Below are 25,165 nucleotides of genomic sequence, written 5' to 3'. Positions count from 1 at the left end.
AACCCATGACGCAAGACGAACGACCCGCCACGCAGCAACCGGCAGTAAAACCTGCCCGACCATCGGAACGCCCGCCCATGATGATGGAAGGCGAGATGGTTGTCGGCTGTGTGATCGAGGATACGCTTCTGCTCGTGCTTGGGATCGGCAATGCGACCGGCGATCAGGTCACTGCCTTTCTGAATGGCGATCCGGCATTGAGCGTCAAGGTGAACATCGTCACCTGGCCGCTGAAGGAGCCGTCGCCCGCCGGAACCCATGGATTCGTCGCGATTGTGCCGACCGGCATTTTGCGCCGGGGCATCTTGAAGACGATCATGTTCCAGCACAAGGCGAAGGTCGCGCGTTACAATTTCGCCTCGCGCGCAGCACCTGTGGCCGATTTCGTCGCCATGATCGGCGATCTGGCCGGGCCGAGCCTGCCAACGGTCATCGATGAACTGGTGGAAGGGCTGATCTCCGGTCCTATCGGACGCAAGAAACTTGCCGCCATCACCGTTCTTTTGCAGGTGGGTGCGCGCTCCGATGGCTGTATCGAGCTGATTGGCGGCAGCGATGAAGGCGAGATTTTCGTTCAGGGCTGGGCGCAGGATTTGACGCCCGCCGTCACACGACTGCTCATCAGCGGCAAAAACTCTTCACTGGCGGAATGTTCGATCAGCGTTTTCGCGCGCCCCGATCTCAACGATCAGGCGTCGGGCTTTGCCGGATTGCTGCTTGCCAATGAGCCGGTAGAGCCCAACGACATTGAACGGCTGTTGTTTCGCGGGCGGCGCGGCTGGCGCTTCACGGAAGTCTATGATCGCAGGCTGCTGGCGGGATCGCGCGAGACGCCAAGCCATATTCGCGCCATCCTGCCGCGTGTGCGCAGTTCGACGGATATTTTGCTCCGGCTGCGCTCCGCCGCCAACCGCTTTGACGGCGGCGAGACCGTTTCCGGCCTGCCTTTCCCGGTGCGGCTTGGCATCGACAATGTGTTCCGTGTTGAGGGCAGCGGCATACTGGTTTCCGGCTGGCTACTCGACCCCGACAGCCATGTGGAAAGCGTCAAGCTGCGCCGCCATCGCGGCGAGATACAGATCGACGGCACATGGACCCGTTATGACCGGCCTGACGTCACCCGCGAATTCGACAACCAGCCGCCCTTCAATGCCGGTCTCGACCCGAACCGCCATGCGCATGGTTTCGTGGCCTTTGCACCTGAACTCGCGGGCGATAGCACATCACCCTTCTATATCGAGCTTGCCATCAGCGATGGACGCCGCGCCTTTCATCCGCTGACGCCGACCCGTGTCACATCACGCGATGCGATTGTCCGGCAGATACGCGCGACGGACCCGAATGCCTGGGCGCTGCGCCACATTGTCGATCAGCAGCTTGTTCCGCTGCTCAGCGGCGTCAGCCGCCCGGCGCCAGAAGTGTTTGGCGTGGTCGATCTCGGCCCGTTCGAAGACGCGGTCAATCACGCCGCCAATCTGGCGATCATCATCGGCGTCGATGAACGAGTAGAAGAGATCGAGCCTTTGCTGGCCCTGCTCGCACTCGATCCCGAAACCCGCATCGCGCCGATTGTCATTTCGGCGGCGACGGAAATCATCGACCGCATCGGCGTGCAGGTTCGAAGGCTCGCCGACTTCTATCGTCTGTGCATCCGCCTTGTTTCTGCCAGCGGCTCGGAAGACCTCTACGATGCGCTGGAAGTGGGCGCGCGCGCCGTTACAACCGACAAGGTGGTCTTTTTGGCAGGTTCGCTGTTGCCGCGACGCGCAGGCTGGTTGAACAAGCTCGTCACGGCCTATGACGCGCATCACGACTGCGTACTGTCGCCGACACTCGTTTACGAAGACGATTCCATCCGCTGGGCCGGAACCTGGGTTGCCGGCCCGCAATCGGATCGCGCCCTCATCAGCCGTTATGCCGGTTATCCGATGGATTCCGTTTCCGGCATGTCTCTTACCGAAGTCGCCACCGCGACCTTCGAATGCTGCATCCTGCCCCGTGATGCGTTGTTTTCGGTCGGCGGATTCACGCGCGGCTATCTCGGCACGCATGAAAAAGGCCTCGACCTTGGCTTGAAACTCAAACAATCCGGCCTGCGCTCCTATTGGCTGCCATCAGCGCAAATGCTTGGCTCCGACGATGTGTCTGTCACCGACCGGGCATCAACCATCGCATTGATCGAGCGGATCGACCGTCAGGTCTTTGATGCGCGCTGGTCGACTATTCTTGCTGGCAGGCGCAGCGCACCGATTGAGGAACCCGCATGAGCGACAAACTCCGCGTTCTGGTTATATCGCACGCCCACCCGTCGATTTCCCTCGGCGGCGGTGAAATCGCATCTTATAATTTGCACAAGGGCCTGAACGCCATTCCCGGCGTGCAGTCGGTCTATTTAGCCCGCGCCGGGCACCCGATTCCGCGTCATGGCACGACGGCATTGATGAGCATGCGCCGCGCCAGCGACGAAATCCTGTTTCATGCCGACGAATACGATCACTTCTACCTGTCGAACAAGAACACGGACGAAATCCGTCGCGATCTGCTGCGTTTCGTGCGCGATTTCGATCCGGATATCGTGCATTTCCATCATGTGATGGGACTCGGACTGGAAACGCTTTACGCAATCCGCGAGGCCTTGCCGGATCGCATTATTCTGGTCACGTTCCATGAATTCCTGTCGATCTGCAACAATGACGGCCAGATGGTCAAAGCCGGAACCTCGAAGCTTTGCAACGAGGCCTCGCCCATCGATTGCCACGCCTGCTTTCCGCAGGTTCCGCCAGCGCGGTTTCTCAAGCGCGAGCGCTTTGTGCGCGGGATGCTGGAACTGGCCGATGCCTTCATTTCGCCAAGCCAGTTTCTGGCAAACCGCTATCATGAATGGGGGCTGAGCCCCGACAAGATGGCCGTCATCGAAAATGGGATCGCCATCCGCGAAGTTACGCCGCCACGCGAACTGACCGGCCCGAACCCGCGCCGCAGCCGCTTCGCCTTTTTCGGCCAGATCAATCCGTTCAAAGGCATAGATGTGCTGGTTGATGCGGTATCGCGTGTGCCGGAACAGGTGTGGGGCGAAGATTCCCGCCTGATGATTTTCGGCGGCAATCTGGAAAAGCAGCCGCCCGCCTTTCAGGAGCGCATGCAGAAACTGATCGAAGAGGCTGGTCCCCGCGTGCGCTTTTATGGTGCTTACCAGAATTCGGAAATGCCGCGTCTCATGCAATCGGTCGATTGGGTGGTGATGCCGTCGATCTGGTGGGAAAATTCACCCATCGTTATTCAGGAAGCCTTGCATCATCGTCGCCCGGTGATCTGCTCCGACATTGGCGGCATGGCCGAGAAAATCCGCGACGGTGAAGACGGTCTGCATTTCCGCGTCCGCAGCGCTGAAGATCTGGCTGACCGTTTCACGGAAGTTCTAAGCGAGCCGAGCATATGGGATCGACTTCACAATTCCATCCGTCGTCCTGTACACTATGTGGATTGCGCCAAGGAACATCTCGACCTTTATAACCGATTGCGCGAGGCGAAGCCTCGCAAACCGAAGCCGACAGTGAGTGAAACTGTCCTCTCTCAGGCAAGCTGAGCCTGGCTCGTCTGAACTTAAACTCAACTAAAGGAAAACCGAATGGCCCGTGCCCCCCGCGCCCTCGTGATGATTCCCGCTGGAGAAGTGTATGACCACGACAATGTGCGCTGGTATCGTCACACCGACGTGCAGGGCAGCATCAACCACTATCACAATATCGGCGATGCTTTCGTGTTCGAGTCATCGCTCAAGCTGATGAATTATGAAAAGGCGTCCGAGCTTCCCATAACCGCTTATTCGCCGGAAAAGATCGACCAACTGCGCGAGGAATATGACTATGTCATCCTGCGCGGGTCGAACTATGTCAACAAGGACATGAACTGGCGCGAGAGTATCGCCGTCCTGCAACGGTTGAAACTGCCCGTCATCGCTTTTGGCATTGGCGCGCAGGCCCCCTCCAAGGGTGCGCTGGAACTTTCCGAAGAAACCAAGGCCGTGCTACGCATCATCGCGGATTCGACCGTTTCCATCGGCGTTCGCGGCGCTTATACGGCGCAGGTCCTGAACGATATCGGCATTCGCAATGTGCGCATCATCGGTTGCCCCACGGCCTTCCGCCGCAACAACCAGCATTTGCGCATCAAGCTGCCGCCGCTCGACAGCGTGCAAAAGGTTGGCGTCACTGTACGCCGCGAGGTTTCACCTGCCTATGCACAGGACATTGAGCAATATCTCACCCGCCACCGTGATCTCATCAAGACAATGGCGCGGCGCTTCGACGTTACCCTCATGGCGCAAGGCGAGATTGACGAGAAAAAGATGGTATTCGGCACGCCCGAGCAGAAGGAAGAGGCCATCGCCGCACTGAAAGGCCATCGCTGGACCGCCGACTGGTATTTCGATGATGAAATCGAAAACCTCTACCGGAACAAGATGTTCTATTCCGATGTTGTGGCCGACTATGAGAACCTCGTGCGTCAGCAGCAGCTTGTGCTTGGTTATCGCCTGCACGGAAACCTGATGGCGCTCGCCAATGGCGTGCCGTCTGTCTATTTCACCTATGACAGCCGTACCGCCGAATTTGCCGAGACCTACAAGATTCCGAGCTATGACGTGTTCAGCGACAAGCCGTTCCGTCTGGAAGACTATTGGGATCAGTCGCTATTCGACAAATACAACCGCGCATGGTTTGAGACCTATGCGGAGATGAAGCAGTTTCTCGATGAAAACGGCATCGACAACAAGATGACCGATACCGGCTTGCCGGTGGAAACGCTCAAAGTCGCCTGATCTTTCTGCGACCTTATTTCGAGCGTCTTGCCTTCGCCGCTGCTGGTTTGGGACTGTCGGCGGCAATGGGCTTGTCCTTCTGTTCTTCGGCCAGCAGCGACCATGCGGCAATAAACATGGCGGCGATCAACGGCCCGATGACAAAGCCGTTAATGCCGACCAGTGAAATGCCGCCAACCGTCGAGATCAGCACCACATAGTCCGGCATGCGCGTGCCCTTGCCGACCAGCGGTGGGCGCAGCAGATTATCCACGAGACCGATAACCAGCGTTCCGATCAGGACCAGAATGACGCCTTTGCCCCAGTCGCCGCTGACGAAGAACCATACGGCGGCAGGCACCCAGACGAGAGCTGCGCCAACCGCTGGTAGCATGGAAAAGAAGGTCATCATCACGCCCCACAGCAGGGCGGCTTCGATGCCCAGCAGCCAGAAAGCGACGCCGCCGATCAAACCCTGAATGATCGCGATGATGATATTGCCTTTGACCGTCGCACGGATAACAGCGGTGAATTTCTCCAAAAACTGGCGCGTGTAGTCATCGCTCAGCGGGATTGCCTGCCGGATTCTGCGTCCAAGATCCGCACCGTCGCGAAACAGGAAGAACAGCAGATAGAGCATGATGCCGAAGCCGATAAAAAATTGCAGCGTGTTCTGGCCAAAGCTGACCAGACGCCCAGCGAATAGCTGGCTGCCTTGTAGGATCGTCGATGAAATTCGCGAGCGCCATTCGGCGAAACTGCCAAGCTCAAAGCGCTTGAGCCAGTCTTCCAGCGAATCCGGCAGTACGGAAAGAATGCTGGTGATATAGCTGTTCAGGTCAAATTCCCGGCTGCTCAGTCGTTGGTAAAGCGAGTTTCCTTCCTGCACCAGCGAGCTGAAAATGATCAGCATTGGAATGATGACCAGACAGATACACATCAGCACCGACATGAAAGCCGCTAGATTGCGCCGTCCGCGCAGAACCCGCACGAGATATTGCTGAACCGGATAGAAGATAACGGCGAGAATGACCGCCCACAGGACTGCGGTGTAATATGGGATGAGCAGCCAGGCGAAGGCGATCGTGACGAGCGCCAGTAGAATATAGAAGCTTACGCGCTGGACGGACATATTCACTCACCGACATTGTCTTGGGAGTAAACCCTGCCCAAAATCCGCTTTTTATTCAATAGGGTATTTCCGGCGGGGACTCGGAGACGCCAGCCGAAATGTCAAGCTGCGGCCCGGATGGAAACCGGGGCAGTTTGGGGCAGAACGCGCGCAATGGCACTGAGAAGGTCGCTTTTCGACACGACGCCGACCACAAACCTGTTCTCGTCCACGATCACCGCCACATGCGTCAGACCATCGGTCAGGACCGGAAGCAGGCCCATTGCCGCATCGTCCGGGGCAGCCGTGATCGCCGGGACCACATGATCCTTGAGGCTTTCACCGGGCTGAACCAGCTCACGCAGGCCCACCATGCCAGTCAGTCGCCCATCCGCGCCCGTCACCGGCAAGGTCAGGATGCGATGGCGCAGAAGAAGATGACGGGCCTGATCGGCGGTATCGTTTTCCCCAATGCTGATGACGTCACGAGACATGATATCGGCGCAGGTCAGATCGCCATGCGCGCGGATCGATGCCTGCAACTCAACCTGCCGCAGCAACCGGCCAAGATCGTTGCGATCAATGTCGAAACTTTCGTCCAGTGTGTTCAGCGCTTCATCGATATCCTCTTCGCGGATGCCTGCCCGCACGGAAGGGGGCAAGTCCTTGGTCGCGTGCATGCTCACCGGGGCAGCCGCCACATTATGCGGATATTTGCGCCGGGAAAGCTTGTGAAACAGGATGCCCAGCCCCACCAGCAGACATGAATTGAAGCCGACCGGCACAAGCGGGAACCACAGTCCCCAGCTGGCGACCGCCTGACCACCCAGCACAGCCGTCAGCGCAGCAGCGCCGCCGGGCGGATGCAGGCTGCGGGTGACCGACATGGCTGCGATTGCCAGCGAAACGCCAAGACCGATGGCGAGCGCCGGATCGCTGACATACTGGGCCACAATCACACCCACTAGCGCCGAAATCGTATTGCCGCCGATGATCGACCATGGCTGCGCAAGCGGACTGTTCGGCACGGCGAACAGCAGCACCGCCGAAGCGCCGATGGGTGCAACGATCAGCGGCAGATATGGCCCCTTACCCAACAAAAGCCCCGAGACGAAACCGGTGAGAGCAATGCCCACCAGCGCACCGACACAGGCAATGGCGCGTTCGCGCAGCGTTGCGCCAGCAAGCATCGGATTAAACATCCGGAATCGCCACCAAGGCGCTCCGTTATGGTCAGGAGGATTATGTCGTGTCATGTCACACTACAGCCAGAGGCGGCCTGTCTATTCCGAGCTTTCCCGGGAACTGCAACAGATCCCGCAATTCATGGAGCGTGAGTATCCTGTCTCCGGTATATGCGAACAAGAAAGCAAATCCGCATGTCTCGGATGAGAAAAGAAAATTCTTCCGCTATTGAAAGCTTAATAAGAAAATCGGCCTCACCAGCATTTCCGCTCCCAATAGCATAAGCCCGACAAGAAACCAGAGGCGAAACCGTTCTGGACTTATTTTATGGCGGAAAAGCTGCCCAAGCCCCATGCCAGCCAGCGCAGGCAGGACAGCTGCGAGCGAAATCAGAAGGATATCGCCGCTATAGGCCTGATGTGAGGAGAGCCCGATCGCCAGCGCAATCGTCGATACCGTGAAGGACAATCCCAGCGCCTGCACGAGATCGTCTTTCTTCAAGCCCAGTGCCTGAAGATAGGGAACGGCTGGAATCACAAACACACCGGTCGCACCGGCAATCAGGCCGGTCAATAAACCGATCAGCGGAGACAGCCAGACTTCATGCCGCCGCGATACCTGCCACTGTCGGGCGAAAAGGGTGTATCCGGCATAAATGACCAGACTTGCGCCGAGCAGCGACGCCGTCAGGATCGTTTCACCGCCCACCAGCAGGAAGGAGCCGATCCACGTTCCAGCGATGATTGCGACCATCATCGCCCACAGGCGCAGAGCCAGCGCACGAAAACTTGGCCCGGCCAGCAGCTGCCAAACATTGGTAATGAATGACGGAACAATCAGCAGGCTCGCGGCAGTGAGCGGCGAGATCAACGCCCCCAATACACCCATGGCGACAGTCGGCAACCCCATGCCGGTCAGGCCTTTGACGAAGCCTGCGCCGAGGAAAGTAAGCGTAATCGTGACGAGAAGTGCGACGGATTGGGTCATGCTTCCGCTATAGAGAATTCCCCATTTTGCGAAATGCGGAAGTTCCATATTCTGCCTTCGGCTTTACCGAAGGCAGAATATAAGCGATAAATATGCATGCGTTTTGACCTCACAGACCTTCGCCTTTTCATCGCCGTTGCCGACGCCGGAAGTATTACGCATGGCGCAACGGAAGTGGGGCTCGCCCTGCCCTCGGCCAGCGAACGCCTGCGTGACATGGAAGCCATTGGCGAGGTCAAGCTTCTCGAACGCGGCAGACGCGGCGTCACCCTCACTGCGGCGGGTGAAGCGCTTGCCCATCATGCGCGCCTCGTGCTGCGCCAGATGACCGACATGCATGCGGACCTCATCACCCATGCCAAAGGCATGCGCTCAACCGTGCGCGTGGCAGCCAACACAGCCGCTGTGACCGAATATCTTCCCATGCGGCTCGCGCAGTTCATGGCAGACAATCCACAGATCGACGTCGAACTGAAAGAACGGCAGAGCGCGGAAATCGCAAGGTCCGTTGCGAGCGGCTTTGTCGAGATCGGCATATTGTCCAACGCGGTCGATACCGGTGGTCTGGTTCTCATCCCCTTCACCATCGACCGGCTGGTTCTCATCACCGGGCAGCAGCACTCCCTTGCCGCCAGAAAATCGACGTGTCTTGCCGATGTCCTGCATGAACCGTTCATTGGCCTCTATTCCGGCGCGCTCTACGATCACATCGAAGCGCATGCGGCACGCCTTGGCGTCAAGCTGAAGATGCGCACGCGACTGCGCACATTCGAGAGCATTTGCCCCATGGTCGCCGCTGGCGTCGGCCTGGCGATCATCCCGGAACTGGTCGCTCATCGCATGATGACAACGACGAGCATCGTGCCGATTGCGCTGACGGACACTTGGGCCACACGGCATTTGTCGCTTTGCATACGCGCGCCGGACGAACTGACATCATCAGCCCGCGCGCTGATCGAACATCTTTCGGCAGAAACTCTGGTAGCGCTTCCCACGATTCAATCTTAACCGGAACGCTCTAGAAAACTTGCGGAGGCCCATCCTCTTGTCTATCACACGGCATCGAAGAACATGTTGTTTGGAAGCCGATGGCCACGCAGGACGAAGCAATCATCAGAACGGTTGGCGTTTCCGTCAGTTTTGACGGCGCGATGGCTCTGAATTCGGTCGATGCCTCGGTTCAATCCGGGCGGATAACGGTCATTTGCGGGGCCAATGGTTCGGGCAAAAGCACACTGTTGCGCAGCATGGCGCGGCTTCAGACGCCAACGAGCGGACAGGTTCTGTTTGACAGTGAAGACATCAACCGCATGAAACGGATTGATCTGGCCCGCAAGATCGCCGTGCTGGGGCAGATGCCGGAAATTCCCGCTGGCCTGACCGTCGAAGAACTGGTCGAAAACGGACGTCACCCGCATCGAGGTCTGTTTTCCCGACTGGGCAATCATGACCGAAAGGCAATCGAACGCGCCATCACGCAAACCGGCCTGCAAGCCCTGCGTCATCGTCAGGTGGCTTCGCTATCTGGCGGCGAACGTCAGCGCGCATGGGTTGCGCTGGCGCTGGCGCAGGAACCATCCGCCCTGTTTCTCGATGAGCCGACGAATTTTCTCGATATCCGCCATCAGGCCGAGTTGCTGACATTGCTCAAGCAATTGAACCGCGATCATGGGCTGACCATCGTTGCTGTTCTGCACGACCTCAATCAGGTGCTGGAACTGGCCGACGACGTTATCCTGATGCGTAAAGGCCGCTTGATGGCTTCTGGCTCTCCTGAAGAGGTATTCACAACGGAACGCCTCCGAGAAGCTTTCGATTTCGATATCGAAGTGACCGCGCACCCGGTTCTGCCGATCCCTTTCTGCATGCCACGCTGGGTCAACCATGTATACAACAAGCCATCTGCCGGAAATCAGCAGAACGAGCGGAGCGCGGAATGACCGCGCAGCCTCTGATCACAAGCCAAACTCAACCGGCAGGTTTCACAATTGGAATTGTCGTTCTGGCAATCCTGCTGCTGATCGCGCTGACGGCCGCCGAACTCGTCATCGGCAGTGGAAATGTCGCGCTACAGGACGTTTTGCAGTCGCCGTCGCGGCCGCAAACGCTGGCGCAGATTATCATCGAAACCATTCGCCTGCCCCGCGCAATCGCTGCCATATTGGTCGGCGCAGCGCTTGCCGCCGCTGGCACGGTGATGCAGACCATTTTGCGCAACCCGCTTGCCGCGCCAGACATTCTGGCTGTCACCAGCGGCGCGCAACTGGCCCTGGTTGTTTCCAGTCTGCTGCTTCCATTTGCCTTTCCGGGCTTCCTCGCCACGATCATCGGCGGCGCACTGGGCGGAACATTATGCCTGCTGGTCGGCGGCGGTTTGCGCGCCCAAGCGGTTCGGCTGGCACTGGCGGGCGTGGCGGTATCCCTCGCCTTCTCGGCGCTTTCTTCCGCCATCATATTGATTGCAGATGATCGCGCGTCCGGCATCATCCTGTGGTCTTCCGGCATGCTGGAACAAACAGGCTGGGCTAAAGTTGCACCGCTCGCCCCCTTTATTGTCGGAGCCATCCTGCTGCTGGTCGCCCTTGCCCGCCAGTTCGACGTCATGGCGCTCGGCAGCGACATGGCGGCAAGCCTTGGGCTTGGCAAAGCGACTGCGCTGATCGGCCTTCTGGCCACAATCGTGCTATCAGGTGCTGCCGTTACCATTGCTGGGCCTATCGGTTTCATTGGTCTCGCAGTGCCCAATCTGCTCCGCGCCACTGGCATGGTTCGGCACAAAGCGCTTTTGCCCGCAGCCTGCCTGTGGGGAGCGGTTGCGCTGCTTTCAGCCGACATTGCCGCACAATGGCTGAGCAGCGCCGGCACCATCATCCCGACCGGAATCCTCGCTGCCTGTTTCGCAGCACCGGCGCTGATCTTCGTCTTGCGTCGTATGAAAGCGGAGGCACCCGCCCACAACGCGCAGATCCTCGGGAAAACCATATTCAAGCGACCGGTCGCACTTTATGAGAGCCTTGGCATGGTTCTGTTAGCAGCTCTTCTGGCCGGGCTTCTGTTCGGCGACGGCATCGCAGGACGCGACATTGACTGGCAGGCGATACAGGCACTGCGCGCGCCACGCGTGTTGGTGGCCATGGGCGCGGGCGCTTTGCTCGCAATGGCTGGATTGTTGTTGCAAGCCGTGACGCGCAACCCGCTTTCCGGCCCGGAAACTCTGGGCCTCGCACAAGGCGCAGTACTCGCAAGCCTCGTCGCACTGCTCGGCGGCATCATTCCGGGAAGCGCGCTTTTTGCGCTCTGCTCGGCAGGCGGCGCCTGTCTTGTGGTCTTGCTTCTAAGCCTGCTCGGCAAAAACCTGTCACCGACCCGCACGGCGCTGACCGGACTTGCAGTGGCAGCCAGCCTTTCAGCGTTGAGCACGATTGTGGTGATTGAGGCAAAGCTTCAGATTGCCGAAGCACTTGCCTGGCTCGCAGGCTCCACCCATGGGCGCAACTGGCAGGATGTGGCGGCGCTTGCCCCCTGGCTTCTGCTGATCGCTATCGCACTTGCATTCGCGAAACGCCTCGACATTCTGGCGCTCGGTCGCGATGCGGCGGAATCTCTTGGCGTGGATACGGCCATGACCCGCTTATGGCTACTACTACTGTCAGCCCTTTCTGTGGCAGGCGCGGTGTCCGCCGTGGGCGCAATTGGCTTCGTGGGATTGATCGCGCCGCATGCAGCGCGCCTTTGTTGCGGGGCGCGCTACCGACATCAGTTGCCAGTGACAGCGTTGATCGGCGCAATATTGACCGTTCTGGCTGATACGCTGGGCCGCGCGATCTTCGCTCCGCAGGAAATCCCGGCGGGCATCGTGACGGCCTTCATTGGTACGCCACTCTTCATTCTGCTGATGCGCAGACAATCGCGCTGATTGCCAATCTCACAATAAAACCTCGATGAGAAGCGCCGGATTCGAGGGAGAACCAACACTGCTCACCGAGTGAGGACGGCGCTAACCGTCCTGTTTGACGCATCCGCGAATTACCGAGCGGCCATCACACCAGCGATAAGACCGGTTGCCGCGGTAATCAGAAGATACTGATTATCGACCTTCACCCAACGCTGCCCCTTGCCCGGTGCACGAAGCCCATAACGCTTGTAATCCTTGACTTCGCTTTGACGCGAACCATTGAAGCGCTGCCCTTTAGACCAGCCCTTTGCGGACTGTTTCTTGTTCTGCACCTGGTGCACTGCTGGTTTGCGCTGCGGCTGGTTGTCACGAGCTTGCGCCAACGGCGCGCCAATGAACGAAAGAGCAATCGCCGCGAGTAGAATTTTCTTGAACATGTTATTCTCCTTTCGTGATGAACTCACGCTACCCAACCCGCTATGAACAATAAATGAATTAAAACGAGAATAATCATTAAATAAAATCAATGTTATTATTGATTTTTCAATTCCATATTATTTCTTATTATTTGTAATTTAATAGGTATAAACTTGATAAGTTAAATTATAAATTCAAACTATTTAAATGATTTTCTTATTATTGTATATTTAATAAAGTATAATATTCTATATATTGAGAACGATCGATCACGCCAAGCGCAGGCTTGGAAAGCCAAAACCGTCGCCGGTTTTGACGGCACCATCGAAAACAAAAAGGGAAATAATGGCGGAGGGGGTGGGATTCGAACCCACGGTACAGTCTCCTGCACGCCGGTTTTCAAGACCGGTGCCTTAAACCGCTCGGCCACCCCTCCAAGTGATTGTAATGTCTTCTTTTCCCTCAGCGGGAAAAGCAGCAAATCACCGATTTGCGAACCAATCACTCAACGGGTGACTTCTTAGCAGCTTTTATCGCCGCGTCAACTTGATCGCGACCGTTCTGTACGATCTCTCAGGGGAACCGCAACTTCGCCGGAAAACAAAAAAGGCCGGGGCGAAAACGCACCGACCTTCCTGATCCATCGCTTTCCTACCAGTGCCAGTACATCCGTGGTCAAAAGCATTAAACGATGGCGGCAATAGCGAGCAACAGACGCGTCCAGCGCTCTTAAGCTTTGCCGATGGGAGCGATATAGGTGGCCAATGTGTTCAAAACAAGTCCGTGCGGGAAAAAATAGCATCTGCGCCACATCATGCTGTCCATCCGGTCTGCATTTCGTCGTTTATCGGCAATTATTATTCAATTGACCAATTCCACCAAAATTATAACAGTTCTAGGGTTGCTCTCATCGTTAATGAGACATAAACTTGAGTTTAATTATCATCATAAAGGGAAGCCATGAGTCTGGAATCCGTAAAGGCATTTTTTGCTGACAAGGCGCCCGAAGTCGAAGTCATCGAATTGCCGACCAGCACCGCGACCGTAGCTCTGGCTGCAGAAGCGCACGGCGTGGAACCTGGCCAGATCGCAAAGACGCTTTCCTTCTCGACCAAGGACCAGACAATTCTTGTTGTCACACGCGGCGATGCGCGTATCGACAATCGCAAGTTCAAGGATCGCTTCGGCACCAAGCCGCGTATGCTGGACGCCGACACCGTACTGGCCGAAACCAGCCATCCAGTCGGCGGCGTGTGCCCCTTCGGCTTGCCGAGCGCGCTTCCCGTCTATTGCGATGTCTCGCTGAAAGCATTCGAGGAAGTGGTTCCGGCAGCGGGGGCAACCAACAGCGCGGTTCGTATTGCGCCTGACAGGATGGCCGCATTGGTAACCGCCGAGTGGATCGACGTTTGCCAGTGAAATGCAAGCCGGGCACAGGAGGGCTCGCAATCAGAAAAATACGACTCGTTTTTTCCACTTTAAATGTGGTGAAAGACCTCGTATATATTAAGAATGATTCTAAACTGGGCCATCAAGGAAATCCGGTTTCCATGAAAATGCCATGAGCTGAGAGTGTTCTCGGCGCGGCTTTGTGGAGTTCAACCGAAATTTCGGTCCAGATTTTGGAACCAGGATACAAAGAGCGAGGGCATTTTCCGACCTGACTTGGTCGGGTTTGAAAATGCTCTGGACGTGCTGAAAGGAACTGTCATGCGCCTTACTCGCCAGACGAATTATGCCGTTCGGATACTCATGTACTGTGCCGCGAATGAAGGCAAGCTGAGCCGCATTCCGGAAATTGCTCGCGCTTACAGCGTTTCGGAGCTTTTTCTTTTCAAGATTTTGCAGCCGCTCGTGGAAAACGGGCTGGTAGAAACCGTGCGCGGTCGCAATGGCGGCGTGCGCCTTGGCCGTGCGGCCAACGATATCAGCCTGTTCGATGTCGTGCGCGTCACCGAAGAAAATTTCGCCATGGCGGAATGTTTTGAAAACGATGCGACCGAGTGCCCACTGGTCGATAGCTGCGCCCTTAACTCAGCGCTGCGTGAAGCGCTGAACGCCTTCTTCGGCGTCTTGATGAAATACAGCATTTCAGACCTCGTAAAAGCCCGCCCGAATGTACGCGCCCTGCTCGGTCTCGATGAAATGGAAGAACAGCGCGTCGCGAGCTAATCCTGCGACAGCGTGAGAAGCAAAAGGTCCGGTGAAAACCGGACCTTTTTTAATGCGTTGAGGTTACTCAGCGGCGGCGCGATAGGCCGATTGCGGCAGCACGAAGGGCACACCACGCGCAGGCGGCACCCCTACCCGCAGCGCGCATTCATAAACCCGTTCCAGCCGTTCATCGGTCAGCGCCTCCTGCGGGGAGCCGATTGTGTCGAGCCTGCCCTGACACATCACCGCGATCCGGTCGGCGAACATGGCCGTCAGATTGAGATCGTGCAGAATGGCGATCACGCCGCCGCCTTCAGCGGCAAAATCCCGCGCGATCTCCATCACAACGATCTGGTGCCGGATATCGAGGCTCGAAATCGGCTCATCCAGAAAAAGATAACGCGCGGAGCCATCGACCACGGGCCTCCAGACCTGGCAAAGCACGCGGGCGAGTTGCACCCTTTGTTGCTCGCCGCCGGAAAGTTCCTGATAGAGCCTGCCGCCGAAGCCGCCAAGGTCCACCCGCTGCAAGGCGAGGTCGGGCAAGCCAGTTTCCAGATCGCGCGACAGGCCGCTATAGCCGCCTGTCAAACCAAGGCCGACGATCTCGCGTACCGTGAACGGAAAGGACAAGGCGCTCGCCTGCGGCAGCACCGCGCGACGCGCCGCCATTTCCCATGGCTTGATATCCTTAAATGACCGCCCGTCCAGAAAGGCACCGCCTGTAAAGGGCACATCGCCGGAAAGAGCGCGCAAAAGCGTCGTCTTGCCCGATCCGTTGGGACCGACGATTGCCGTCACCTCTCCAGCGCGCGCCGTAAAATCGATGTTCTCGATAATCGACTTGCCCGAGAGACGAACACTGAGTGCCTTGGTTTCAATCATGACAGTTTCACAGATCAAGAAGGCCGCGCTGGCGCAGCAATATCCAGAGGAAGAACGGCGCGCCGCACATGGCGGTGATGATGCCGATGGGCAATTCCGCCGGTGCAACGATGGTGCGGCTGACCGCATCGGCCAGCAACAGCAGTATGGCACCCAGCAGAGCCGACGCAGGCAGAAGATAGCGGTGATCCGGGCCGATGCTGAGACGCAGCATATGCGGCACCACGATACCGATAAAGCCAATGCCGCCCGCTACCGCCACGGTCGCGCCAGTGGCCGCAGCCACGGTAACGATGGCGACATTCTTGATGCGCTGCACCTGAATGCCGAGATGTCCGGCGGCGGCTTCGCCCAATGCCAGAGCGTTGAGACCGCGCGCCAGCATTGGCGCTGCAATCAGCACCACGGCGATAATGGGTCCGGCAGCGACGATCTTGCTCCAGGTCGCACCCGCAAGCGAACCAAGACCCCAGAAGGTCAGATCGCGCAACTGCCGGTCGTCGGCCATGTAGACCAGAACGCCGGTCGCAGCCCCCGCCAGCGCGCCAAGCGCGATGCCCGCCAAAAGCATGGTGGCAACAGAGGTGCGCCCGCGTCGGGTCGCAACCCGGTAGAGCAACAAGGTTGTGGCAAGGCCGCCGAAGAAGGCAGCCAATGGCAGCGCGTAGATGCCGAGAACGGCGATAACAGGCGCCAGAACGGTGCCGCCCAATACGATCATCGACACCGCACCAAGACTGGCGCCCGAGGCCACGCCCACCAGACCCGGATCGGCAAGCGGATTGCGGAACAGGCCCTGCATGACGGCACCAGACACGGCAAGCCCCGCACCGATCAACATGCCGAGGATAATGCGCGGCAGGCGGATTTCCATAATAATCAGATGATCACGCTGGAAGGTTTCCGCGCCCTCGCCGCCAGCAAACCCGCGCAGCAGCGTGAGAAGCGAAGCATCCGAAGCCCCTGCCGTGAGGCTGAACAAAGCTGTCAGGCAGAGGACAACCGCCAGCACGACCAGCACCATGCGCGCGCGTTGCGTGCGATCCCCGACCTTTGCGCTGTTTGAGCCGGCGTTCTTCCGACTGTCTCCGGCTCGATGACGCATGGTGAAGGGCTCTCCGCCTGCCACACGGCCTTGGCTGGTCATTTGCTTATTCCTCATGTCGGATGCGTGATCCGATTATTGCGCTGCTGGCGCACCATAGAGTTTTGCCGACAATTCACGAATGGCAGCACCGGTGCGCGGGCCAAAGCCCAGCAGATAAAGCGCGTCCATGGCGACGACATTTTTGTTGCGGCCCGCAGGTGTGCTTGCAATGGCCGGGTTCTTCAAAAGTTCATCCGGACCGACACCGTCACCACCGTTGTTCATCATCAAAACCATATCCGGTGCGGCCTTGCCGATGGCTTCATCGGTCAGCTGCTTGTAACCGGGATATCCAGTGATGACGTTCACACCCCCTGCAAGCTTGATCATGCCGTCAGCCGCCGTACCCGTTCCAGACGCCATCAGACGCCCACTAGCGCCGTTCAAAACGAACAGCACGCGCTTGCGTTGCTCATGCGCAGCGGCGGCCTTTTCAGCAGCCTGAAGATCGCTCGCAACGCTATCCGCCAGCGCCCTGGCTTTGTCTTCGAGGCCAAGCGCCTTGCCGACAGCTTCGATCTTCGCAATGACGCTTTTGCCGGTATAATCTTCCGGCACGATGACCATCGGCACCGAGGCCTTCTTCAAGACCTCCAGCGTGTCCTGCGGCCCGCTGCCCTGAATGAGCAAGATGCCGGTCGGGTTGACCGACAGCACCCCTTCGGGCGCCAGCTGGCGCATGTAGCCGACATCTGGCAGAGCCTTCGATTCCGCTGGATAGGTGCTGGTCTGGTCGCGTGCGACAAGCATCTTTTCCGCGCCAAGCGCATAGATGATCTCCGTCAGCGGCCCGCCGACGGAAACAATGCGGGACGTATCGGCAAAACGCTCGACGGTATCGGCACCGGCAATGCCGGTTGCCAATGACCAAGCCAAAGCGGCGACAGCCCCAACGCGCATGAAACGTGCTGAAATGACAGACATGATGCGCGTCCTATGCAGCGGTCGACCGGGGAAGACGCGGCAGGTTTTCAGCAATCATGCGCCAGTCGGCCAATTCCGCCTCACCCTCGTGACGCTCACCGAAGAACTGCACGATCAGTTCGCCATTGGCGTCGTAAGCTTCCAGCGAAGTCACATGACCGTCCTTGGTCGGCTTGCGCACGACCCAGGCATCGGCAATGTGATCGAGACGCAGATGCATGTGGAAGGTCGGATCAAGCACATTGAGCCATGGGCCCATCATCTTGATCTCATGGATCGGGCCGGTATGGATCTGGATGCAGCCGCGATTGCCGACAAAGCACATGATCGGCAGCTGTTGCTGCACAGCGTGGTTCATCATCGCTTCCACGGATGAAAGATCAACACGCCAAGCGAAATCCTGTCCGGCAAGATGCATGGCCTGATGGCGGTCAACGCCAAAATCCTTCAGCAGCCCCATGAACTGATGCACATCGGTCAAAGCGCTCCAGCGCTCGCGGAAGGCATCGGTATCGACAAGCGCGACATTGGCCTTTGCACCTTTCGGCGCAATCGCGGTCGTTTCGATAGAACCCGACTGATCATCAAGCAGAAGTTCGGTGACAAGCGCCTCATAGGCTTCAACATCGGATGCCGGGCGCAGGTGAATCTTGTGAACGGCCTCACCGGAGGCATCGAAGAATTGCAGGCTGCGGCGCAGTTCCTCGCCGTCCTTTTTGCGAACCGCAAAACCATGCACCCAATGCTTCGGGAAAATACGCAGATCAATCTGCTTGCCCAGCACGATCGACGCATGCGGGCCCCAAACGGCCTTTTCGAACGGTCCGATCTTTTCGTGCACGACACTTTCGTTGCGCGTCAGCGCCATCACTTCGCCAAGGGTCGATGCGCGCTTAAGCAATGTCTCGACATCCACGCGAATGCGGCGGGCCGAAATGGCGGCATCGTCGCCGAGGCCACAATGGGCAGCAACGAAATCAGCTTCTGAAATACCGAGGCTCTGCGCGAAATCGCGTTCACGCGCCTTCGGGTTGTCCGCCCGTGCCTGAAGAATCTGCTCTGGGGAGGGCTTGGAATGTTGCGTCATGTGTGTCGTGCCTACTTGTTCAAAATGAGCTTGCCTTGGCGGGTAATCTTGAGGCGATAGAGCGATCCGCCATGCTCTATCCCTACCTCGCGGGAGCCGTCGAAAAGTTCGCGGCTGCCATAAATTTTGATCTGCGCTTCTTTCAGGGTCGCGCGAATCGGCGGCGCGGTGCGCTCAACCGAACGCCCCGTTCGGTCGCCAGTATTGTCGCCTGCCGGACCGTCGATCATGCGATTGGCAGAACGGTCGGCGGCGTGCCCGCGGGGCAAACGCACTTGCATGTCGATATGAATACGCCTGTTCATTTTATCGCCCTGACGTTGACTTGAAAGCTCCGCTCGGAAGCCCCGTTTTCACAAAACCATATCCGCCTGTTCATCGCGAAATTGATTTGTTGACATCACTAGTCATGTTTACTAATCACTGCATTACTGGATTAATCGAGTCAAGTTTAAATCTCGCCCTTCCAGCGCAAGCCACGAAGAATTCGTCTTCGCCAGCCAGCAGAGCTGCCTCCATATTGGAAGCATTCTAAACAATTGAATTCTCAGGGCTTCCTGCCGTGTCTCAGGTCGGCGGGGGAGCACATTTGCGCAGAGGAAATACAGCAATGCGGGCGACTGGTGGGGTACACAAGCGTTCATTCCTGGCGAGCAGCGGGCTCGCAGTCATTCTTGTCGCGATGGCATCGCAGTCATGGGCGCAGGAGCAAAAAGCAGCCGAAGGCGAAAACGACGTCACGCTAAAGACGATCACCATCCGGGGCGATGGCGCCAGGGGTGATGCGACCTACAACACGCCCGCCGCCGTCAGCACTGTTTCCAGCGAAGAGCTTCGCCGCAACGGCGATGTGAAGCTGGACGATGTGCTACGCGACAAGCCGGGCGTCTTCACCCGCATGAACGGCTCCCAGCCGGGCGTGGCCGTCAATATTCGCGGCTTCGAAGGTTCTGGACGCGTCAACATGATGGTCGATGGCGTTCGTCAGAACTTCCGCTTCACCGGCCATGAGGCGCAGGGCTTCACCTATGTCGATCCGAACCTTCTCGCCGATATCGACATTTCGCGCGGCGCAGTGACCGGCACCGGCGGCGGCGGGCTCGCAGGCAGCGTCAATTTCCGCACGCTCGGCGTGGATGACATCGTCCGTCAGGGCCAGCAATATGGTGTTCTCGGACGCGCCTCGTGGGGCAGCAACGGCGTCGGTTTCTCTGAAATGCTGGCCGCCGGTGCGCGCGTCAATTCGATGGGCGTTGCCGCAGCCATCAGCCGCCGCGATTCCAACAATTACAAGAATGGCGATGGCGTTGAACAGCCGGATACCGGTCAGGAACTGACCTCCGGGCTCGTCAAAACCGAGTTCGGCTTCGGCGAAGACCACAAGCTGGCGCTTGGCGGTGTTTTTTACAACAACGATTTTGGTGCCAATTCCTACGATCAGAACGTCAAGAACAAGACGTTCACGGCGAATTACACCTACAATCCGTCGGATAACGACCTGATCGACCTGCATGTCAACGCTTACTACAATCGCCTCGACATGACCTATTACAACAGCCTGTCCACGGGCCTTCCGGGCAGCGCGACAGGCCGTGGCATCACCGACAAGGGCTATGGCTTCGATATTTCGAACACATCGCGCTTCAATGTCGGCGAAGTGGGCGTCAAGTGGAACTACGGCGTCGAATATTTCCGCGACAACATTTCGGGCGACAATTCCGGCGTCAATCCAGTCGACGGACGCAGCAGCAACGGCGCAGTCTTCTCCGAAACCACCTTCAGCTACGGCATTGTCGACCTGATCGCCGGCCTGCGCTACGACTTCTTCAACACTTCTGGCAGCGCCGATACCGGCCTTGCCAATTTCGGTGACGGCGGCCTCTACGACGTCGATATTTCCAAGCAGCGCCTCGATCCGAAAATCACGCTGGCGATCAACGCGACCGACTGGTTGCAGCCATACGTGACCTATTCCCAGAGCATGCGTTCGCCAACGCTGCAGGAAACCATGTTGGGCGGCAACCATCCCGGCTCGACAAGCGTCAGCTTCCTGCCGAATCCGACCCTATCGCCTGAAACCCAGAAGGGTTGGGAAATCGGCGTAAACCTCAAGAAAGACGATCTGTTTCTTGCTGGAGACTTGCTGCGTCTGAAGGCCGATTATTACGACATGGATGTCGAGGACTACATCACGTCCACGTTCAACCCGACCTATCGCAAGTACCAGTTCGTCAATGTCGACGGCACTTCGCAGGTGCGCGGCTTCGAACTCGAAGCGATGTATGACGCAGGCATGGCCTTCGGCGGCATTACATATACCCACTCGAAGTCGGAACTTCCGGCGCAGACCCCAGGTCTCGGTGCAGGTCAGTACATGCCGGATGATGTCTTCTCCGTCAGCGGCGGCGCACGCTTCCTCGAGCGCAAGCTGACGGTTGGCGGTCGCTACTCCTATGTTTCGGGCGGCGATACCGTCGGTTACACCGGCGTTACCCAGTCCGACAGCTATGGCCTCGTGGATGTGTTCGCCAATTACAAGTTCACCGAGAACGTCGATCTGACTTTGAAGGTCAATAACCTGTTCGACAAGAGCTATACGCCATTCCTGAGCACATCAGGCTCCGGTCAGGGTCGTACGTTCCTCGTGGCGACACAGTTCCAGTTCTGACCATGGCGGGCGCCTGATCGCCCGTTTTAACCGTCGCATCTGTGAAGACTGGCCCACCTTCTGACCGCGGCTGTGGCCTTCTGATCCCGAGATGCGACGCGGCGCGTGCGGCCTTGACCCCGCACGCGCCTGAAATTCGAATTCAGTTTTCTGGCCATGCCGGCCCGAAAACCCATATAGTCGATCTAAAGCCAGTCCAAACCTAATGGAAAAGGATGAGCCATGTTCATAGCCATGAATCGCTTCAAGGTGCGCGTCGGCAGCGAAGCCGATTTCGAAGCCGTCTGGAAAAACCGCGATTCCACGCTTTCCGATTTGCCGGGCTTTGAAACGTTCCACCTGCTGCGCGGCGCAACCAATGAGGAAGAAGGCTATACGCTCTATGCTTCCCATACGGTCTGGCGCAGCCGCGAAGACTTTGTCTTCTGGACCAAGTCGGAACAGTTCCGCGAAGCGCATCGCAATGCCGGAACCAACAAGCCTCTCTATCTCGGACCACCGCAGTTTGAAGGCTTCAGTGCCGTCGAAGGCGCCTAGTGGATTGAATTTGGCGTTTTAATCCCGGCTGACACATAAGCTGTTTCAAACGTCAAATTCGAAAAAGCCATCGGATTACGCTTCAAGCCATTGCCACGCCCACCTTTTCCACATGGGTGCGGCGAAATGGCACAGCCTCTATCGGCATCGCTTCAACGCCCTTCCCGATAGAGCATTTTAACAGACAATTAGTGTTTAAACATGGGTAGTTAACTCATATTTAGAATGATTCTAAGTTATTGTTTTTTAGAACATTTCAAAAACATAGAATTTGACAGATACCCCGCTCGCCAGCCATAACCTGACCTAGTTTGGCGAGTTTAACAGACCGTCGAAATAGACCTTTAATGTTCGGGCCTTTAACCCTTGCAATTGGAGGAACCATTGTCCGGTTCATCTTGGCCTTGCGCCACCAGTAAAATAACGCTGCGCGTTTCCAGCAGCGATCTTGAAGTAGAAGTACCGGGCAATCAGGTAAACTTCCTCCGTTTTTCGCATTCCGCGTCGGGTTTTTACTGCCAAAACGGCATGGGAGTATCCATCTCATGCTAGTTTGCAGCTGTAACGTCATCACAGATAAAGATATCGAAGCAGTTGTGATCGAACTTCTCGATCAGGACTGCTGGCAGCTTATCGTCCCCGGCACCGTCTATAATGCCATGTCCAAGCGCGGCCGCTGCTGCGGCTGCTTCCCAAACGTCGTAGAAACGATCATAAGGGTGACTGAAGAGTATCATCTTCGTCACAACCAAATGGACGAAAACGTTATCCAGTTCATGGATCGTGTACGTTCTCTACGCGACAAATTCGGGAGTTCATGGAATGAAAGGCGAACCAAAGGTCATCGAGCGGCTTAACGAGGCTCTGTTTCTCGAGCTCGGCGCCGTCAACCAGTATTGGCTGCACTACCGCCTGCTGAACGACTGGGGTTTCACGCGTCTTGCCAAGAAAGAGCGTGAAGAATCCATCGAAGAGATGCATCACGCTGACAAGATCATCGACCGCATCATCTTCCTCGAAGGTCACCCAAACCTGCAGACTCTCGCACCGCTGCGCATCGGCCAGAACGTCAAGGAAGTTCTGGAAGCCGATCTTGCCGGTGAATATGACGCTCGTGCTTCCTACAAGAAGTCGCGCGAAATCTGCGACGAACTCGGCGACTACGTTTCCAAGCAGCTTTTCGACGAGCTTCTGGCGGATGAAGAAGGTCATATCGACTTCCTCGAAACCCAGCTCGACCTGCTGTCCAAGATCGGTGAAGAACGCTACGGCCTGCTGAACGCTGCTCCCGCCGACGCTGCCGAATAAGCCTGTTTCACAGGATGTTATGAAACCGGGACCTCGAGTCCCGGTTTTTTTATTGCCTATAACAACCCGCCGCTTTTCGATGCTGCGGCCCTGGCTGCGGCAACACTACCCGGCATCCAAGCTTTACCTTGGCCCCTTGGTCGTGGTATTGCGCGCGCAATTTCCGAAATTTGCAAGGTTTCCCCCAATGAGCGCACCGCGCGTCAGTTTCGTTTCACTTGGCTGCCCGAAGGCGCTGGTTGATTCCGAACGCATCATCACCAGCCTCCGCTCGGAAGGCTATGAAATCTCCCGCAAGCATGACGGCGCCGATCTGGTGATCGTCAACACCTGCGGCTTTCTCGATTCTGCCCGCGATGAGTCGCTTGATGCCATCGGCCTCGCTCTCAACGAAAACGGCAAGGTGATCGTCACCGGCTGCCTCGGTGCCGAACCGGAGGTCATCCGCGAACGTCACCCGAATGTTCTCGCCATCACCGGCCCACAGGCCTATGAAAGCGTCATGAGTGCCGTGCACGAAGCTGCCCCGCCCGCGCATGATCCGTTCGTCGATCTGGTGCCGCCGCAGGGTGTGAAGCTCACGCCGCGCCATTATGCCTATCTGAAGATTTCCGAGGGCTGCTCGAACCGCTGCTCTTTCTGCATCATTCCGGCGCTGCGCGGCGATCTCGTCTCGCGCCCGATCGATCAGGTGCTGCGCGAGGCCGAGAAGCTGGTGAGCGCCGGGGTCAAGGAAATCCTTGTTATCTCTCAGGATACGAGCGCCTACGGCCTCGACATCAAGTATCAGGAAGCCATGTGGCAGGACCGTACGGTCCGCACAAAATTCCTCGACCTTTCGCGCGAACTGGGCGACATGGGCGTCTGGGTGCGCATGCACTATGTCTACCCCTACCCGCATGTCGACGAAGTCATTCCGCTGATGGCGGAGGGCAAAATTCTGCCTTACCTCGATATTCCGTTCCAGCATGCTTCGCCTGCGGTTCTGAAAAACATGCGCCGCCCAGCCCATCAGGAAAAGACCTCGCGCCGCATTCAGGCATGGCGTGAAACCTGCCCTGATCTGGCGGTACGCTCGACCTTTATCGTCGGCTATCCGGGTGAAACGGAAGAGGATTTCCAGCTGCTGCTCGACTGGCTCGACGAAGCCAAGATCGAACGCGCGGGCTGCTTCAAATATGAGCCGGTCAAGGGTGCAAAGGCCAATGATCTTGGTCTTGAGCAGGTGCCGGAAGAAATCAAGGAAGCCCGCTGGCATCGTTTCATGGCTAAGCAACAGCAGATATCCACCAATCTTCTCAAGAAGAAAGTCGGCAAGCGTCTGCCGGTCATTATTGACGAGGCAAACGGCACCGTTGCCAAGGGCCGCACCCGCTATGACGCACCCGAAATCGACGGCAGCGTGCATATCCAGTCGCGCCGACCGCTGCGCGTCGGCGACATTGTGACTGTAAAGATCGAAGCGAGCGACGCCTACGATCTGCATGGCATCGCGGTCTGATGGTGGCTCCGGCTGCCATTGCCATCAGAAAAGCAACATCGGCAGATGTGGCGGCTATCGTCGCCATGCTTGCCGATGACGGGCTTGGCGCAAAGCGCGAAGACGCCAGTCTGCCATTGCGCGACGAATATCTGAATGCCTTCGCAGCCATCGACGCCGATCCGAACCAGTTTCTGGCCGTGGTCGAGCATGACGGGCGGATCATTGGCTGCATGCAGCTGAGCTTCATTCCGGGCCTGTCCCGCCTGGGCCAATGGCGCGGCCAGATCGAAAGTGTGCGCATAGCGAGCGATATTCGCGGCGGCGGCATTGGTCGTCAGATGATCGAATGGGCTATCGAGAAATGCCGCGAACGGGGCTGCGGGCTGGTGCAGCTCACCACGGACAAATCCCGTTCCGATGCGCTGCGTTTTTATCAGTCGCTTGGTTTCACCGACAGTCATGAAGGCCTTAAACTGTCGCTTTAAGGTAAGCGCTGTTTTCAGGCCACGGCTTTGAGATCGTGCGTTGCGGCATAGGCCCAAGGCAGCAGGTCGTCGATCTGGCTATTTGGATGATTGT

At 57.6% G+C, this 25,165-nt stretch carries 23 protein-coding genes and 1 tRNA gene; 14 read left to right on the top strand and 10 right to left on the bottom strand.

Annotation, left to right across the window (positions count from 1 at the left end):
- Positions 1-5 precede the first annotated feature (5 nt).
- The 3 genes from D8666_RS16670 to D8666_RS16660 are packed head-to-tail and all read left to right on the top strand — an operon-like array spanning position 6 to position 4,819.
- Positions 6-2,267: a glycosyltransferase family 2 protein gene (locus D8666_RS16670; protein ID WP_121538817.1), complete on the top strand. Its 2,262-nt coding sequence runs from the start codon at positions 6-8 to the stop codon at positions 2,265-2,267.
- Positions 2,264-3,586 carry a glycosyltransferase family 4 protein gene (locus tag D8666_RS16665; RefSeq protein WP_121538815.1) on the top strand — a complete coding sequence of 441 codons (1,323 nt, stop codon included), beginning with the start codon at positions 2,264-2,266 and terminating at the stop codon, positions 3,584-3,586. Before D8666_RS16670 ends, D8666_RS16665 begins: the two co-directional genes overlap by 4 nt.
- A 42-nt stretch (positions 3,587-3,628) precedes the next feature.
- A complete protein-coding gene (locus D8666_RS16660) occupies positions 3,629-4,819 on the top strand; it encodes a polysaccharide pyruvyl transferase family protein (RefSeq protein WP_109367454.1) in 1,191 nt (396 codons plus the stop codon).
- A gap of 13 nt (positions 4,820-4,832) precedes the next feature.
- On the opposite strand, the gene D8666_RS16655 is transcribed toward D8666_RS16660, so the two are convergent.
- From D8666_RS16655 to D8666_RS16645, 3 genes are all read right to left on the bottom strand, one after another.
- Complete coding sequence (locus tag D8666_RS16655) at positions 4,833-5,930, bottom strand: AI-2E family transporter (protein WP_109367455.1); 1,098 nt, start codon at positions 5,928-5,930, stop codon at positions 4,833-4,835.
- A 101-nt stretch (positions 5,931-6,031) separates the two neighbouring features.
- Positions 6,032-7,165 carry an HPP family protein gene (locus tag D8666_RS16650; protein WP_109367456.1) on the bottom strand — a complete coding sequence of 378 codons (1,134 nt, stop codon included), beginning with the start codon at positions 7,163-7,165 and terminating at the stop codon, positions 6,032-6,034.
- Positions 7,166-7,319: 154 nt separating this feature from the next.
- Positions 7,320-8,081 carry a sulfite exporter TauE/SafE family protein gene (locus D8666_RS16645; protein WP_109367997.1) on the bottom strand — a complete coding sequence of 254 codons (762 nt, stop codon included), beginning with the start codon at positions 8,079-8,081 and terminating at the stop codon, positions 7,320-7,322.
- A 96-nt stretch (positions 8,082-8,177) separates the two neighbouring features.
- Between D8666_RS16645 and D8666_RS16640 the strand changes: the two genes are divergently transcribed.
- The 3 genes from D8666_RS16640 to D8666_RS16630 all read left to right on the top strand — a co-directional run bounded on the left by D8666_RS16640 (position 8,178) and on the right by D8666_RS16630 (position 11,997).
- Positions 8,178-9,089: a LysR family transcriptional regulator gene (locus D8666_RS16640; RefSeq protein WP_109367457.1), complete on the top strand. Its 912-nt coding sequence runs from the start codon at positions 8,178-8,180 to the stop codon at positions 9,087-9,089.
- 80 nt (positions 9,090-9,169) lie between these two features.
- Positions 9,170-10,021 carry an ABC transporter ATP-binding protein gene (locus D8666_RS16635; RefSeq protein WP_109367458.1) on the top strand — a complete coding sequence of 284 codons (852 nt, stop codon included), beginning with the start codon at positions 9,170-9,172 and terminating at the stop codon, positions 10,019-10,021.
- Entirely contained in the window at positions 10,018-11,997 is a 1,980-nt protein-coding gene (locus tag D8666_RS16630) for an iron ABC transporter permease (protein ID WP_109367459.1), read from the top strand. Before D8666_RS16635 ends, D8666_RS16630 begins: the two co-directional genes overlap by 4 nt.
- 110 nt (positions 11,998-12,107) lie before the next feature.
- Here the strand turns inward: D8666_RS16630 and D8666_RS16625 are convergent, their stop codons facing one another.
- Together D8666_RS16625 and D8666_RS16620 are read right to left on the bottom strand one after the other, a co-directional pair.
- Positions 12,108-12,413 carry an RcnB family protein gene (locus tag D8666_RS16625; protein ID WP_109367460.1) on the bottom strand — a complete coding sequence of 102 codons (306 nt, stop codon included), beginning with the start codon at positions 12,411-12,413 and terminating at the stop codon, positions 12,108-12,110.
- Between the two features lie 326 nt (positions 12,414-12,739).
- Positions 12,740-12,829 (bottom strand) — tRNA-Ser (locus D8666_RS16620).
- 524 nt (positions 12,830-13,353) lie between these two features.
- Here D8666_RS16620 and D8666_RS16615 point away from each other — a divergent pair.
- Both D8666_RS16615 and rirA read left to right on the top strand, forming a co-directional pair.
- Positions 13,354-13,812 carry a YbaK/EbsC family protein gene (locus tag D8666_RS16615; protein WP_121538813.1) on the top strand — a complete coding sequence of 153 codons (459 nt, stop codon included), beginning with the start codon at positions 13,354-13,356 and terminating at the stop codon, positions 13,810-13,812.
- Positions 13,813-14,103: 291 nt separating this feature from the next.
- Positions 14,104-14,565 carry an iron-responsive transcriptional regulator RirA gene (gene rirA / locus D8666_RS16610; RefSeq protein ID WP_109367509.1) on the top strand — a complete coding sequence of 154 codons (462 nt, stop codon included), beginning with the start codon at positions 14,104-14,106 and terminating at the stop codon, positions 14,563-14,565.
- 63 nt (positions 14,566-14,628) lie between these two features.
- On the opposite strand, the gene D8666_RS16605 is transcribed toward rirA, so the two are convergent.
- From D8666_RS16605 to hemP, 5 genes are all read right to left on the bottom strand, one after another.
- Positions 14,629-15,432 carry a heme ABC transporter ATP-binding protein gene (locus D8666_RS16605; protein WP_109367510.1) on the bottom strand — a complete coding sequence of 268 codons (804 nt, stop codon included), beginning with the start codon at positions 15,430-15,432 and terminating at the stop codon, positions 14,629-14,631.
- Positions 15,433-15,439: 7 nt separating this feature from the next.
- The gene (locus tag D8666_RS16600) at positions 15,440-16,537 is read right to left on the bottom strand and encodes a FecCD family ABC transporter permease (RefSeq protein ID WP_235858992.1); all 1,098 of its coding nucleotides are present in this window, start codon (positions 16,535-16,537) and stop codon (positions 15,440-15,442) included.
- 75 nt (positions 16,538-16,612) lie between these two features.
- Positions 16,613-17,503 carry a heme/hemin ABC transporter substrate-binding protein gene (locus tag D8666_RS16595; RefSeq protein ID WP_109367512.1) on the bottom strand — a complete coding sequence of 297 codons (891 nt, stop codon included), beginning with the start codon at positions 17,501-17,503 and terminating at the stop codon, positions 16,613-16,615.
- 10 nt (positions 17,504-17,513) lie between these two features.
- A complete protein-coding gene (locus D8666_RS16590) occupies positions 17,514-18,590 on the bottom strand; it encodes a hemin-degrading factor (protein WP_121538811.1) in 1,077 nt (358 codons plus the stop codon).
- Between the two features lie 11 nt (positions 18,591-18,601).
- Positions 18,602-18,820, bottom strand: a complete 219-nt coding sequence (gene hemP, locus D8666_RS16585) for a hemin uptake protein HemP (RefSeq protein WP_109368004.1) — start codon at positions 18,818-18,820, stop codon at positions 18,602-18,604.
- A 380-nt stretch (positions 18,821-19,200) separates the two neighbouring features.
- Here hemP and D8666_RS16580 point away from each other — a divergent pair, with 380 nt between their 5' ends.
- The 6 genes from D8666_RS16580 (at position 19,201) to D8666_RS16555 (ending at position 25,071) form a co-directional block, all read left to right on the top strand.
- Positions 19,201-21,258 carry a TonB-dependent receptor domain-containing protein gene (locus tag D8666_RS16580; RefSeq protein ID WP_109367514.1) on the top strand — a complete coding sequence of 686 codons (2,058 nt, stop codon included), beginning with the start codon at positions 19,201-19,203 and terminating at the stop codon, positions 21,256-21,258.
- Between the two features lie 222 nt (positions 21,259-21,480).
- Entirely contained in the window at positions 21,481-21,795 is a 315-nt protein-coding gene (gene hmuQ / locus D8666_RS16575; RefSeq protein WP_109367515.1) for a heme-degrading protein HmuQ, read from the top strand.
- Between the two features lie 545 nt (positions 21,796-22,340).
- Positions 22,341-22,652, top strand: coding sequence for a (2Fe-2S)-binding protein (locus D8666_RS16570; RefSeq protein ID WP_109367516.1), 312 nt, complete (start codon positions 22,341-22,343; stop codon positions 22,650-22,652).
- A complete protein-coding gene (bfr, locus tag D8666_RS16565; RefSeq protein WP_109367517.1) occupies positions 22,618-23,103 on the top strand; it encodes a bacterioferritin in 486 nt (161 codons plus the stop codon). Before D8666_RS16570 ends, bfr begins: the two co-directional genes overlap by 35 nt.
- 187 nt (positions 23,104-23,290) lie before the next feature.
- Positions 23,291-24,604, top strand: coding sequence for a 30S ribosomal protein S12 methylthiotransferase RimO (gene rimO / locus D8666_RS16560; protein ID WP_121538809.1), 1,314 nt, complete (start codon positions 23,291-23,293; stop codon positions 24,602-24,604).
- Positions 24,604-25,071, top strand: coding sequence for a GNAT family N-acetyltransferase (locus D8666_RS16555; protein WP_109367519.1), 468 nt, complete (start codon positions 24,604-24,606; stop codon positions 25,069-25,071). The genes rimO and D8666_RS16555 overlap by 1 nt, the downstream gene beginning before the upstream one ends.
- Positions 25,072-25,165: the final 94 nt, after the last annotated feature.

The organism is Ochrobactrum soli (assembly GCF_003664555.1).
Taxonomy (GTDB): domain Bacteria; phylum Pseudomonadota; class Alphaproteobacteria; order Rhizobiales; family Rhizobiaceae; genus Brucella; species Brucella teleogrylli.
This window is presented reverse-complemented; position numbering and strand designations above follow the sequence as displayed.